This window comes from Pedobacter psychrophilus (genome assembly GCF_001652725.1).
Taxonomy (GTDB): Bacteria; Bacteroidota; Bacteroidia; order Sphingobacteriales; family Sphingobacteriaceae; genus Pseudopedobacter; species Pseudopedobacter psychrophilus.
In genome coordinates this window covers 264,961-278,229 of sequence record NZ_LWHJ01000022.1, presented here as the reverse complement: position 1 = coordinate 278,229, position 13,269 = coordinate 264,961, and the positions used below count along the sequence as shown (strand labels likewise).

At 34.8% G+C, this 13,269-nt stretch carries 14 protein-coding genes; 6 read left to right on the top strand and 8 right to left on the bottom strand.

The features are described from left to right. The first annotated feature begins 53 nt into the window (after positions 1-53). The 5 genes from A5893_RS06005 to leuB all read left to right on the top strand — a co-directional run bounded on the left by A5893_RS06005 (position 54) and on the right by leuB (position 6,742). Positions 54-1,562, top strand: coding sequence for a 2-isopropylmalate synthase (locus A5893_RS06005; RefSeq protein ID WP_068821648.1), 1,509 nt, complete (start codon positions 54-56; stop codon positions 1,560-1,562). A 244-nt stretch (positions 1,563-1,806) separates the two neighbouring features. Further along, entirely contained in the window at positions 1,807-3,216 is a 1,410-nt protein-coding gene (gene leuC / locus A5893_RS06000) for a 3-isopropylmalate dehydratase large subunit (protein ID WP_068822098.1), read from the top strand. 167 nt (positions 3,217-3,383) lie between these two features. After that, on the top strand, positions 3,384-3,980 hold the full coding sequence (gene leuD / locus A5893_RS05995; protein WP_068821647.1) for a 3-isopropylmalate dehydratase small subunit: 597 nt from the start codon (positions 3,384-3,386) through the stop codon (positions 3,978-3,980). Between the two features lie 19 nt (positions 3,981-3,999). Then, positions 4,000-5,589, top strand: a complete 1,590-nt coding sequence (locus A5893_RS05990; RefSeq protein WP_068821646.1) for an alpha-isopropylmalate synthase regulatory domain-containing protein — start codon at positions 4,000-4,002, stop codon at positions 5,587-5,589. Positions 5,590-5,683: 94 nt separating this feature from the next. After that, the gene (gene leuB / locus A5893_RS05985; protein WP_068821645.1) at positions 5,684-6,742 is read left to right on the top strand and encodes a 3-isopropylmalate dehydrogenase; all 1,059 of its coding nucleotides are present in this window, start codon (positions 5,684-5,686) and stop codon (positions 6,740-6,742) included. Positions 6,743-6,882: 140 nt separating this feature from the next. Here the strand turns inward: leuB and A5893_RS18170 are convergent, their stop codons facing one another. The 8 genes from A5893_RS18170 to A5893_RS05945 all read right to left on the bottom strand — a co-directional run bounded on the left by A5893_RS18170 (position 6,883) and on the right by A5893_RS05945 (position 12,515). Further along, complete coding sequence (locus A5893_RS18170) at positions 6,883-7,200, bottom strand: outer membrane beta-barrel protein (protein WP_068821644.1); 318 nt, start codon at positions 7,198-7,200, stop codon at positions 6,883-6,885. Beyond that, a complete protein-coding gene (locus A5893_RS18165) occupies positions 7,194-7,577 on the bottom strand; it encodes an outer membrane beta-barrel protein (protein WP_068821643.1) in 384 nt (127 codons plus the stop codon). The genes A5893_RS18170 and A5893_RS18165 overlap by 7 nt, the downstream gene beginning before the upstream one ends. Positions 7,578-7,656: 79 nt before the next feature. Continuing rightward, positions 7,657-8,052 (bottom strand): response regulator, encoded by a 396-nt coding sequence (locus tag A5893_RS05970; RefSeq protein WP_068821642.1) that lies wholly within the window; start codon positions 8,050-8,052, stop codon positions 7,657-7,659. Positions 8,053-8,209: 157 nt separating this feature from the next. Further along, positions 8,210-9,307, bottom strand: a complete 1,098-nt coding sequence (lepB, locus tag A5893_RS05965) for a signal peptidase I (RefSeq protein ID WP_068821641.1) — start codon at positions 9,305-9,307, stop codon at positions 8,210-8,212. A 6-nt stretch (positions 9,308-9,313) separates the two neighbouring features. Continuing rightward, entirely contained in the window at positions 9,314-10,057 is a 744-nt protein-coding gene (gene dapB / locus A5893_RS05960) for a 4-hydroxy-tetrahydrodipicolinate reductase (RefSeq protein WP_068821640.1), read from the bottom strand. A 51-nt stretch (positions 10,058-10,108) separates the two neighbouring features. Next, entirely contained in the window at positions 10,109-10,780 is a 672-nt protein-coding gene (locus tag A5893_RS05955) for a DUF5683 domain-containing protein (protein ID WP_068821639.1), read from the bottom strand. Continuing rightward, positions 10,780-11,709 (bottom strand): ParB/RepB/Spo0J family partition protein, encoded by a 930-nt coding sequence (locus tag A5893_RS05950; RefSeq protein ID WP_198342283.1) that lies wholly within the window; start codon positions 11,707-11,709, stop codon positions 10,780-10,782. Before A5893_RS05950 ends, A5893_RS05955 begins: the two co-directional genes overlap by 1 nt. Continuing rightward, entirely contained in the window at positions 11,709-12,515 is an 807-nt protein-coding gene (locus A5893_RS05945) for a ParA family protein (RefSeq protein ID WP_068821637.1), read from the bottom strand. The genes A5893_RS05950 and A5893_RS05945 overlap by 1 nt, the downstream gene beginning before the upstream one ends. A gap of 163 nt (positions 12,516-12,678) precedes the next feature. Here A5893_RS05945 and A5893_RS05940 point away from each other — a divergent pair, with 163 nt between their 5' ends. Continuing rightward, positions 12,679-13,200, top strand: a complete 522-nt coding sequence (locus A5893_RS05940; protein WP_068821636.1) for an NADPH-dependent FMN reductase — start codon at positions 12,679-12,681, stop codon at positions 13,198-13,200. The last annotated feature ends 69 nt before the right edge of the window (positions 13,201-13,269 follow it).

Here is a 13,269-nt window from a genome sequence, read left to right as displayed (position 1 = left end):
CCACCCAGTCTCCCTTCTCCTTTTGGAGAGGGGGCTGGGGGGTGAGGCTAAACATGTTACACGATCCAAATAGAATTTATATTTTCGACACCACTTTACGTGATGGAGAACAAGTGCCCGGTTGCCAGTTAACAACTTCTGAAAAAGTAGAAATTGCACTGCGACTGGAAGCTTTGGGTGTGGATGTAATTGAAGCAGGATTTCCGGTATCTAGTCCTGGAGATTTTAATAGTGTTGTAGAACTTTCCAAAGCGATAACAGAACCTATTATTTGTGCTTTAACCAGAGCTAATAAAAATGATATAGATGTAGCCGCAGATTCTTTAAAATATGCCAAAAGACCACGTATTCATACGGGTATTGGCGCCTCGGATATGCATATCAAATATAAATTTAACAGCACCCGAGAAGATATTTTACAACGTGGAGTTGATGCTGTTAAATACGCCAAAAAGTATGTAGAAGATATTGAGTTTTATGCAGAAGATGCCGGAAGAGCGGACAATGAATTTTTAGCGCAAATGGTGGAAGCGGTAATTGCCGCCGGTGCGACGGTGGTAAATATTCCGGATACCAATGGTTATTGCTTACCCGACCAATATGGCGCAAAAATCAAATATTTGATGGATCATGTTTCCAATATTGATAAAGCGATCATTTCTGTGCATTGCCATAACGATTTAGGTTTGGCTACTGCAAATACCATTGCGGGTATCCAAAATGGTGCTCGCCAGGCAGAATGTACCATTAACGGAATTGGAGAAAGAGCCGGAAATACTTCTTTAGAGGAAGTGGCAATGATTTTAAGAACACATCAAACTTTAAATAAGCATACCAATATCAACTCTAAACATTTTTACGAGTTGAGCGGAATGGTGAGCAGAATGATGAGAATGCCAGTTCAACCTAACAAAGCAATTGTAGGTAAAAACGCTTTCGCACATAGTTCTGGAATTCATCAGGATGGTGTTTTAAAACATCGTGAAAACTATGAAATCATCAATCCAGAAGATGTTGGAATTGACCAATCTGAGATTATTTTAACCGCAAGAAGCGGCCGACATGCTTTAAAACACCATTTAGAAAGATTAGGATATGTGATTGATAAAATCAATTTAGATGATGTTTATGAACGGTTTTTAACGGTTGCAGATAAGAAGAAAGAAATAAAAGACGACGACCTGCTATTATTAATGAGCGATGGCACTGAGCGTAATTACAAAGCAGGTGTTACCGTGAAATTGTTACAAGTAATGTGTGGTGATCCACTGATTCCAACTTCAATTATCAAATTAGATATTAAGGGCGTAATGTATGAAGCAACTTCATCAGGAAACGGCCCTGTTGATGCAACAATTAAAGCCATCAATTCTATTTTAGAGAAAGAAATTGCCATTAAAACATTCAATATTGAAGCAATTGAAGGCGGTAGCGATGATGTGAGTAAAGTAAATATGAGAATTAAGTATTTGGATAAAAACTATAACGGTTACGGTTTCAGTACAGATATTGTGCAGGCATCGGCAAACGCTTATTTAGATGCGGTGAATAAGTTTATTTAAGTAGTTGGTTAGTTATTAGTTCGTTAGGTGGTTAGTACTTAGCAATTTTAAAAAATTGAAATCTTATTGGGGCGTTCGGGCGGGCTTTACACTATAGTTTTTTGCTGAAAAGCAAAAAAAGCTGCCGCTTCAATCCCTAACGCAAATCAACCTCGGTCTGTGTGTTTCACAGTTCGAAACAAAAAAATAAATGGTCTGTGAGGACACAGACCATGGAAAATATAAAAGAGTAAAAACAAATAAAATGAGTAATACATTATTTGACAAAGTGTGGGACGGCCACGTAGTTAAAAAGATTAAAGGAGGACCAGATGTGCTTTTCATTGACCGTCACATGATTCACGAGGTAACCAGTCCGGTTGCATTTTTGGGGCTAAAAAGCAGAGGAATTAAGGTTTTATATCCCGAGCTTACTTTCGCAACGGCAGATCATAATACGCCAACTATTAATCAGCATTTACCGGTAGAAGACCCGCTTTCAGCTAATCAGTTAAAAGCTCTGGAATCAAATTCTAATGAATACGGAATTTCTCATTGGGGCTTAGGTCATCAAAAAAATGGAATTGTACATGTTGTAGGTCCAGAATATGGCATTACACAACCCGGTGCAACCATTGTTTGCGGTGATTCTCATACTTCTACTCATGGCGCTTTTGGAGCGATTGCTTTTGGAATTGGTACTTCTGAAGTAGAAATGGTTTTGGCAACACAATGTATTATGCAGCCTAAACCGCAAAAAATGCGTATCAATATCACTGGTGATTTAGGCTTTGGGGTAACACCAAAAGATGTGGCTTTATTTATTATTTCTAAACTTTCTACTTCTGGCGCAACGGGATATTTTGTTGAATATGCAGGAAAAGTTTTTGAAGAAATGACAATGGAAGGCCGTATGACGGTTTGTAACCTTTCGATAGAAATGGGCGCAAGAGGTGGTATGATTGCTCCGGATGAAACTACTTTTGAATATGTAAAAGGTAGAGAATTCACTCCAAAAGGAGAAGCTTGGGATAAAGCTTTAGCTTATTACAAAACTTTAAAAACTGATGATGATGCAGTTTTTGATAAGGAATATACATTTGCAGGTTCTGAAATTGAGCCCATGATTACTTACGGTACAAACCCAGGAATGGGAATCGGAATTTCACAAGATATTCCAGATGCCGATGCTATTGAAGGTGGAGTTGCTACTTATGAGAAGTCATTAAATTATATGGGCTTTAACCAAGGCGACCATATGATTGGCAAACCTGTAGATTATGTATTTATTGGGAGTTGCACAAACGGACGTATTGAAGATTTTAGAGCTTTTGCTTCTATTGTAAAAGGTCGCCATAAAGCTGATAATGTAACTGCTTGGTTAGTTCCAGGTTCTCATATTGTAGAAGCTGCGATTAAGGACGAAGGTTTATTAGATATTTTCACAGAAGCAGGTTTTGTATTGCGTCAGCCTGGCTGTTCTGCTTGTTTAGCCATGAATGACGATAAAATTCCGGCTGGTAAATATGCAGTAAGTACTTCAAACAGAAACTTTGAAGGCAGACAAGGTCCTGGTTCTAGAACTTTATTGGCAAGCCCACTAGTTGCAGCAGCAGCAGCAGTAACCGGAAAAGTAACAGACCCGAGGGAATTAATGGAAGAATTAGTTAGTTAGATGGTTGGGTTGTTAGTTGGTTAGGCTGTTAGGGCCGAACACACTAAATAACCTGACAAACTAACAATAATATATAATTTAGAATTTAGTTGACGGTTTAGTTAGCCACTTAAAAAGCCTAACAAACCAACAAACCAACAAACTAAAACCTAACAAACTAAAATAAAATGGCATACGATAAATTCACAATATTAAAAACTACAGCGGTTCCACTTCCTATAGAAAATGTAGATACCGACCAAATCATCCCAGCTCGTTTTTTAAAAGCAACAGAGCGTGTGGGTTTTGGAGATAATTTATTTAGAGATTGGAGATACAATACAGATGGTTCGCCTAAAGCGGATTTTGTTTTAAACAATCCAATTTATAAAGGGAAAATTCTTTTAGGAGGGAAAAACTTTGGCTCGGGTTCTTCAAGAGAACATGCAGCTTGGGCAATTTACGATTACGGTTTTAGAGCGGTAGTTTCCAGTTTCTTTGCAGATATTTTTAGAGGTAATTGCTTAAATATCGGTGTTTTGCCAGTTCAAATCAGTCCAGAATTTATGGAGACCATTTTTTCTGCAGTTCATAAAAATCCCGAAACTGAAATAGAAATTGATTTAGCAGCACAAACCATTTCATTAGTAGCAACTGGAGAAAAGGAAAGTTTTGAAATCAGTTCTTACAAAAAAGACAATATGATAAACGGCTTTGATGATATCGATTATCTTCAAAACATAAAATCTGATATACAAGAATTTGCATCGGCTTTGCCAATTTAATTTTTAAAACATTTTTAAAATGAAAGCAAGAAAGATAGAAATAATGGATACTACGCTGAGGGATGGCGAACAAACCTCTGGTGTCTCTTTTTCCATTGCCGAAAAGCTGACAATTTCTCAACTTTTGCTAGAGGAATTGAATGTGGATCGGATTGAAATTGCTTCTGCAAGGGTTTCTGAAGGGGAACTTGGCGCCGTAAAAGCAGTTACTAAATGGGCTGCCAACAACGGACATTTACAAAAAGTGGAAGTTTTAACTTTTGTAGATAATGGCGTTTCTATTGATTGGATGTTGCAAGCAGGTGTTAAAGTTCAAAATTTATTAACAAAAGGTTCATTAAATCACTTAAAACATCAGCTTAAAAAAACACCCGAAAAACATTTTGCAGAAATTAAAAATGTTATTGATTCAGCATCAAAAGAAGGAATCAAAACCAATGTATATTTAGAAGATTGGAGTAATGGAATGCGAAATTCTCAAGCTTATGTTTTTCAATACCTTGATTTTTTAGTTACCCAACCCATAGAAAGAATTTTATTGCCTGATACTTTAGGCGTTTTAACTCCTGATGAAACTTATGTTTTCTTAAAAGATATTAAAGAAAAATATCCCAATACACATTTCGATTTTCACGCTCATAATGATTATGATTTGGGCACTGCAAATGCTTTAGAAGCTGTAAAAGCAGGGATTGATGGTTTACATTTAACGGTAAATGGAATGGGAGAAAGAGCTGGAAATGCCCCAATGGCAAGCGTAATAGCGGTAATTAATGATTTTTTACCCGAAGTACAAATTGGATTAAAAGAGTCTTCCATTTATAAAGTAAGTAAATTGGTTGAGACATTTTCTGGAGTTCGCATTCCGGCGAATAAACCAATTGTTGGTGAGAATGTATTCACACAAACTGCTGGTATCCATGCAGATGGTGACAATAAAAAGAATCTTTATTTTAACGATTTGTTGCCAGAACGTTTTGGTAGGAAACGCACTTATGCTTTAGGTAAAACTTCTGGAAAAGCTAATATCGAGAAGAATCTTCAAGAATTAGGTTTAAAATTGAATGAAGCTGATTTAAAGAAAGTTACCCAAAGAGTAATTGAATTGGGCGATTTAAAAGAAACGGTAACCCAAGATGATTTACCTTATATTATTTCTGATGTTTTAGCTAGCCATACCCATCAGGATAAAGTAAAAGTGGAGTCTTATGTGCTTTCTCACTCTAAAGGATTACGCCCTTCAGCCACTATTGCTATAAATTTTAACGGTCAAATTTTTGAAGAACATGCCCAAGGCGATGGACAATTTGATGCTTTTATGTTAGCATTAAGCTATATCTATAAAGCTCAAGGAAGAATTCTTCCTGCCCTTATTGATTATGTGGTACATATTGCTCCAGGTAGTAGTTCAGATGCACTTTGCGAAACTACCATCACTTGGCAAACAAATAAAAAAACTTTTAAAACTCGTGGTTTAGACTCTGATCAAACTGTTTGTGCTATAAAAGCAACTGAAAAAATGTTGAATATTATGGAGGGAAAGATGCAAGAGCCAAGTAGCAAGAATCAAGATGATTTGCAGAAACAAGAAGAAGTATCTAGTAGCTAGTATCAAGAACCTATAAAAGTTGGTTAGGTTGTTAGTTGGTTGGACCGACTAAATCTAACAAACCAACAAACTAAATACTAAAAAACTAAAAAAAATGAAACTAAACATTGCCCTGCTTGCAGGAGACGGAATTGGACCAGAAGTAATAGCACAAGCAGTGAAAGTTTGTGATGCCATTGCAGTAAAATATAACCACGAAATTAATTGGACTTCCGCATTAACTGGTGCTTGCGCCATTGATGATTGCGGAGAACCTTATCCAGACTCAACTCATGAAGTTTGTTTGGCTGCAGATGCTGTTCTTTTTGGTGCAATTGGTCATCCAAAGTATGATAACGACCCAAAAGCAAAGATACGTCCGGAGCAAGGATTATTAAAGATGCGTCAGAAATTGGGATTATTTGCCAATGTACGTCCAACTTTTACTTTCCCTTCTTTAATTGATAATTCTCCTTTAAAAAGAGAAAGAATTGAAGGAACTGACTTAATCATTTTACGTGAATTAACAGGCGGAATTTACTTCGGCGAAAGAGGAAGAAAAGACGATGGTAATACCGCTTTTGATACTTGTACCTATACTCGTTTTGAAATACAACGTTTGGCAAAAATGGGTTTTGAAATTGCAATGACTCGTGGTAAAAAACTATGCTGTGTAGATAAAGCCAACGTTTTAGAAACCTCTCGTTTATGGAGAGAAACCGTACAGGATATGGAAAAAGATTATCCAGAAGTTACTGTTTCTTATGAGTTTGTGGATGCAGTAGCAATGCGATTGGTACAATGGCCAAATTCTTATGATGTTTTAATAACAGAAAACCTTTTCGGTGATATTTTAACGGATGAAGCTTCTGTGATTTCAGGTTCTATGGGATTAATGCCATCGGCTTCTAAAGGTTTACATACTTCTTTGTACGAACCAATTCACGGTTCCTATCCACAAGCAACAGGAAAAGATATAGCAAATCCTTTGGCAACAGTTTTATCTGCTGCAATGATGTTTGAAGATGCTTTTGGCTTACAAGCAGAAGCTGATGCAATTAGAGAGGTTGTGAATAAATCTTTGGCTGAAGGAATTGTAACCGAAGATTTGTCTGGAAAAAACAAAGCTTACGGAACCAATGCAGTTGGTGATTGGTTAGCCAAAAATATTTAAAATCTTAATACCAACCAACCTAAGTTAGAAAGGCCGGCGATTTATCGCCGGTTTTTTTGTGAGGCTTAAGATGATTCCAATACAGCTCAATCATTCAAAAAAGAGTTAAGGAAATATGTTAAATCCTTAAAATTTGCAGATTAAAACTCGTAACCTAAACAAATCTGAAAAGCCCCATTAATTGCTTTAATTTCATTAACTCTTTGCTTCTTTGGTAAAATATTAGCTATACCTTGAGAGTAATTAAAGTTCAAAAGCCAACCTTTTTTTATTTGATATCCCACTAAAAAATTTAAACCTAAATCAAATGGACTAAAATCATCTGACATTTCATTTCCATAATTAATGTCTCTTTTTTCTCTATCTTCGACAAAAGAATTTACGTTTGTAATGGTACTAGTGTATATTTCTGCATTACCTGCAATCGCATAAGCTAAATATGGCCCTCCTCCTAACAAAACCTTTCCATTACACTTAGTGGTAATTTTAACACTGCGTTGAGCGGTAATTCTATATATGATATTCTTACAGCCGTTAATCTATAAGAATAAAAAAAACTTCCACCTGTATTATCCGACATTTCTTCAATTGAAATAACCCCCTTACTAAGGTAAGATAAGCCAGATTGAAAATTTAATTTTTCGTTTATTGAATAATTTAAAAAAGCAGAAATAACATCAGAATTATTAGCTGAAAGCGAAGCATTTGTTGTTTTATTATAAGCTACTGTAGCCTTTCCTATGCCTATTTTAAAACCAAAACCCAACGTTTTTTCGCTTTGAGCAAAAGAGTTGACTGTGAGGAATATGAAAATTAAAAAAATAACATTTTTCATAAAATTGAGCTTATTAAAATACCTTTTTTAAAATAAGAAAGAATATTGGATTTTTAAACTATTTGGAGTTGGGCACAACCTAAGAAAAAACTTCTTTCAGCTCATCGAAGGTAATTGGCTTAAATATATATTTTATAATCATTGGTATTTCTTTTGCTTTTTTTACATCTCTAGGATCAATGGAAGAGCTTACCATAAACAGTTTAGTGTCTTTGGTTAAATTAACATCCATTTTTTGAAACTCTTCTATAAATCCCCAACCATCTAAAACTGGCATATTCACATCAATTAAAATCAAATCAGGCATTGGAGTACCATCACTTTTATGTTCTAATAAATAATCTACCGCTTGTTGTCCGTCAGTAAAAACGAACAAATCCTCACATAAATTCTGAATTTTAATTAGCCTTTTAATTGCATAAATGTACACCTCATCGTCATCAATAATAAACGCCCTTTGTACTTTTTTAATCATGTAAAATATAATATTGGAGAGATAAAAATTTAAATTGAATCAAAGATAAACTCTTATTTTAAAATATTTACTATTATGAAATTTTATGGTAATCATATCTCTAAAATAAAAAAGCACTTGTGATAATCAAGTACTTTTTATTTCATTTATTTAATAATTAATGTATCCCCATAAATAATCGGTTCCATCTAATCTTATCGAAGAAAGTACCATTTTCGTTCCAACTCATCCAAACAAATAGCGCTTTACCTACAATATGATCTTCGGGTACAAAACCCCAATATCTAGAATCTAATGAATTATGACGGTTATCGCCCATCATCCAATAATAATTCATTTTAAAAGTATAGGTGTTTGCTTTTTGTCCATTGATATAAAAACTGTTACCTCTAACTTCTAATTTATTACCCTCATAAACTGTAATTGCCCTTTGGTAAAGTGGATAAGTTAAACTATCCAATTTAACTGTCCATCCTTTTTTAGGGATAATTAATGGACCAAAATTATCTTGATTCCATTTATAATGAGGGTCTGAAGGGAAAACTTGCTGCTCAAAGGTATTTTGTTCTGCAATAACTGGTGCTACGCTTTTAACATTAGAAAATGCCTTGATTTTATCAACCTCGCCTTTAGGCATGGTAATGACATATTCATCAGCGGTAACGCGTTCTACATCTGCTTTAATATCTTCTAAAGCTTTTGGATTAAAATCTGTACCATCAGTTTTAACATAATATTGAGTCTGACTCATCTCAGGTAATTCAGCAGGTTTACCGTTAATATATACCTTGGCATCAATTATTTTTAAGGTATCGCCAGAAATAGCCATACACCTTTTAATATAGTTTTCTCTTTTATCAACAGGTCTGCTTAAAGGTGCATCGGCATCCATAGGATAATTAAAAACTACAACATCATAACGCTCTACATTTCCAAATCCCGGTAAACGGTAATAAGGTAGTTGAATACCATCCCAATATGCCTTTGTGTTGATAACTGGCATGGTATGATGTGCAAAGGGGAACGCAACTGGTGTAATTGGAGTACGAGCTCCGTAACTCATTTTGCTTACAAAAAGAAAATCGCCAACAAGTAGCGAACGCTCCATTGATCCTGTTGGAATTGTATAAGCCTCAATAAATAAACCTCTAATAATAGTTGCAGCTATAACGGCAAACACAATTGCATCTAACCATTCTCTACCAGCACTTTTTTTCTTTTTAGGTTTATCCTTATTCCAAAATCTCCAATTCATATATATCTAAGCTTTAAAATCGTACATTTCTTTTACGGAGTAAAATCCGCTTTTATCTTTTAGCCATTCGGCAGCTATTACAGCCCCTAATGCAAAACCTTGCCTTCCATGGGCAATATGTTTTAGTTCTATGCGGTCAACATCAGAATCATAAATTACGGCATGTGTACCTGGAACTTCTCCTTCGCGGTATGACTCGATGATTAGATGCTCTGGTTTATGATTTGTTACAGGATCATCACTTTTTACATCCACCCATTCATTTTTATGATCAAACTCATGGATTATGTCCTCTGCAATAGTAATTGCTGTTCCGCTTGGCGAATCCAACTTATGGATATGATGAATTTCTTCCATACCAACATCATATTGGTCAGAAAATTTGTTCATCATCTTAGCCACCTGTTGGTTTATTTGAAAGAATATATTCACTCCAACACTAAAGTTTGAACCATACATTACAGTAGAGCCTGTAGAAATACAATTATCTTTTACTTCTTGCAAATGGCCATACCAGCCCGTTGTACCAACAATTAAAGGCACTTTTGCTTTTATTGCAGTTTCAAGGTTCTGTAATACTGTTTGAGGTGTGCTAAATTCTATGGCAACGTCTGCTTTTTGTAGATTTTCTATAGTTAAATCTTGTGCATTAGCTTGGTCTATTACCAAAACTATTTCATGATTTCTGTCTAAAGCGATAGACTCGATCATTTTCCCCATTTTTCCATAACCGATAAGGGCAATCTTCATATCAAATATTTAAGCTGAAATCTTTTGTTTAAGGTGCGCTAATGTAAGTATTTATTTAAAATTAAATTTTAAACTTAACATGGGGACTGCAGTTTTGAAACCTAAACTACCATAAGTTGGCGAGTAAATTGAAGGTGAAACCTTTAGTGTCAAATCATCACTAACATCAAATGTGGCAAGCTTAGCATCAATATAAGCATCAACCATTTGTAATCCCCAAAAACCAACCATACTATATAAAGAAAGGTCCCTATTTCTACGGTAAAAATCTTTGGCTCCAAAAATTTGATTATCTGGTATTCCTCTATATTGAGAAAAGAGAAATGAAGAATCTCTGCCTAGATTTGGATTGGCTTTTCTAAACTGACTTTCTGCAAGGGTTTCTTTATAAAACTTATTATTGAAATTATAAATTAAACCTAAACCTACAAAACCGCCGTAAACTAAAGGCACTTTCCACCATTTGCGGTTACGGGCTTGCCCCCAACCTGGTAAAATTGCAGACCGTAAAACTGCTTTTCTAGGGTTTTGTAATTTGGTGCTATCCTTAAAAAGCAGTCCAATTTCTTTGGTGATGCCTCTTGCTTTTTCTTTGAAACCTATTTCTTTGGCTGCGTCTTTTACTGTGATGGTATCTTTATTTGTAGAAACAGAATCTTTACGTTGCGCATAGGTATTGGCAACAATAAAAATGAAAAGTATAAAAAACAGCGATTTTAACATTACCAATCTAGCAATTCCAAGATGCGGTTTAAATCATCATCAGAAAGAAAAGGAATTTCTATACTTCCCTTACCTCCATCTTGCACCTTCATTTTAATTCTAGTCGCAAATTTTGAAGACAAATCATCTTGTATTTTTTGATACTGAAACGAAAAAACATCTTGTTTCTTTTCTTTGGCAGCAGGATTAATTCCTCTTTGCTTAATAGAGCGTACTAATTCTTCTACTTTTCTTACCGATAAATCTTTATCCAGTATTTCTTGATAAATATAAAGCTGAGCTGTTGGATCAGAAACATTGATTAATGCCCTCGCATGACCCATAGAAATTTTATTATCCCTAATAGCAGCCTGAATAGTTGGCGGCAATTTTAATAACCTAAGATAATTGGTAACCGTAGATCTATTTTTTGAAACACGGTCTCCTAATTCTTCTTGGTTAATCTCGCATTCTTCAATCATCCTCTGGAAACTTAAGGCCACTTCAATGGCATTTAAATTTTCTCTTTGGATGTTTTCTATCAACGCCATTTCTAGCATCTGCTGATCATCGGCAGTGCGTATATAAGCTGGTATTTCTGTAATTCCCGCTAATTTAGATGCTCTTAATCTACGTTCACCAGAAATTAATTGATAACTATTATGACCCATTTGCCTTACGGTGATGGGTTGTATCAATCCTTGCAAAATGATTGATTCTGAAAGTTCTTTTAATGCAACTTCATCAAACTCAAAACGAGGTTGATATGGATTTACCTGAACTTGATTTACTTTCACGTGGCTAATAGAACCTAAAGCCGCAGATGGATTTTCTGAAACTGAAGAATTGCTGTTTGTATTTGTTTGGTTTCTTTCTCTTGTATATTCTGGAGAATCTGTTAATAATGCTCCTAAACCTCTACCTAAACCAAATTTCCTATCCTTACTCATTATTTAATCACCTCCGTTCTATCTGTTGCACTTTCCTTTTCCATTCCATTTTTGGTAACAATCTCTCTCGCCAAATTAAGATAATTGATTGCGCCTTTAGAATTTGCATCATGCATAATTACTGATACACCAAAACTTGGCGCTTCACTTAAACGGGTATTTCTGGCGATAATGGTATTGAAAACCAGGTTCTCGAAATGGGAACGAACTTCTTCTACAACTTGGTTTGATAATCTTAAACGAACATCGTACATCGTTAATAAAATCCCTTCAATCTGCAATTCTGGATTTAATCTATTTTGAACAATTTTTATGGTATTTAATAATTTGCCTAAACCTTCTAAAGCAAAATATTCGCATTGTACAGGAATAATTACAGAATCTGCAGCGGTTAAAGCGTTAATCGTAATTAAACCCAAAGACGGAGAACAATCTACAATGATAAAATCATAATCATCATTTATTTGTTCCAATACCGCTTTCATTTTATACTCACGGTTCTGAAGATTGATCATTTCAATCTCTGCGCCTACTAAATCAATATGTGCAGGTAATAAATCTAAGTTTGGAGTGTCGGTTTTTTGGATAGCTTCTTTGGCTGTTATATCATTAATGATGCACTCATAAATACTATTTTTTATAGTACGAGGGTCAAACCCGATACCAGAAGTAGAATTTGCCTGTGGATCTGCATCAACAATTAAGGTTTTATATTCTAAAACCGCTAAACTAGCTGCTAAATTAATTGATGTGGTGGTTTTACCCACTCCGCCTTTTTGATTGGCAATTGCTATGATTTTACTCATTAAATGATTTAATTTTATGATGCTTCCTATTTTGGCGAATGTTAAAAAAATAGCCGTTTTTTAGTATTTTCGACCAATTATCTCTCTTTTTAACAGGGCGGCAAGATACAAATATAAACAATATCAATTTCCACACGTTAATGCAATTTATAAACAAATCAACATGACATTAATTGTTTCAGGAACTAATCGCCCTGATAGTAACACTAATAAAATCGCTAAGTATTATCAAAAAATTTTAGCTCAAAAAGGCGAAAAAGCTGATATTCTATCTCTAACTAAATTACCTCAAGATTTAATTTCTGGAGGTTATTATGGAAAATCTTTGCCAGATTTTGAAGCCATACAACATCAAGTTTCTAAAGCAGATAAATTTATTTTTATTGTGCCAGAGTACAATGGAAGCTTTCCTGGCATCTTAAAATTATTTATTGATTCCTGTAAATTCCCTATATCTTTTATGGATAAAAAAGCAGCCTTGGTTGGTCACTCTACTGGTAAATATGGGAATATTAGAGGCATAGAGCATTTAACTGGTGTTTGTAATTATATTGGTTTACACGTGTTGCCTTTAAAGTTGCACATCCCAAATATCAGTTCTGAAATAAATGAAGATGGTGACTTATTTAAAGAAGACACTTTGAGGTTTACTGAAATGCAGATGGATAAGTTTTTGATTTTTTGAGTCTGTAGACTCTATTTTATTGCAAATCCGTAGAAACGCTTACGCTTAACTATACGGATAGAAATAATA

Coding starts and splice junctions, on each gene's coding strand:
- A5893_RS06005 (WP_068821648.1), top strand. CDS start 54: ATGTTACACGATCCAAATAGAATTTATATTTTCGACACCACTTTACGT.
- leuC (WP_068822098.1), top strand. CDS start 1,807: ATGAGTAATACATTATTTGACAAAGTGTGGGACGGCCACGTAGTTAAA.
- leuD (WP_068821647.1), top strand. CDS start 3,384: ATGGCATACGATAAATTCACAATATTAAAAACTACAGCGGTTCCACTT.
- A5893_RS05990 (WP_068821646.1), top strand. CDS start 4,000: ATGAAAGCAAGAAAGATAGAAATAATGGATACTACGCTGAGGGATGGC.
- leuB (WP_068821645.1), top strand. CDS start 5,684: ATGAAACTAAACATTGCCCTGCTTGCAGGAGACGGAATTGGACCAGAA.
- A5893_RS18165 (WP_068821643.1), bottom strand. CDS start 7,577: ATGAAAAATGTTATTTTTTTAATTTTCATATTCCTCACAGTCAACTCT.
- A5893_RS05970 (WP_068821642.1), bottom strand. CDS start 8,052: ATGATTAAAAAAGTACAAAGGGCGTTTATTATTGATGACGATGAGGTG.
- lepB (WP_068821641.1), bottom strand. CDS start 9,307: ATGAATTGGAGATTTTGGAATAAGGATAAACCTAAAAAGAAAAAAAGT.
- dapB (WP_068821640.1), bottom strand. CDS start 10,057: ATGAAGATTGCCCTTATCGGTTATGGAAAAATGGGGAAAATGATCGAG.
- A5893_RS05955 (WP_068821639.1), bottom strand. CDS start 10,780: ATGTTAAAATCGCTGTTTTTTATACTTTTCATTTTTATTGTTGCCAAT.
- A5893_RS05950 (WP_198342283.1), bottom strand. CDS start 11,709: ATGAGTAAGGATAGGAAATTTGGTTTAGGTAGAGGTTTAGGAGCATTA.
- A5893_RS05945 (WP_068821637.1), bottom strand. CDS start 12,515: ATGAGTAAAATCATAGCAATTGCCAATCAAAAAGGCGGAGTGGGTAAA.
- A5893_RS05940 (WP_068821636.1), top strand. CDS start 12,679: ATGACATTAATTGTTTCAGGAACTAATCGCCCTGATAGTAACACTAAT.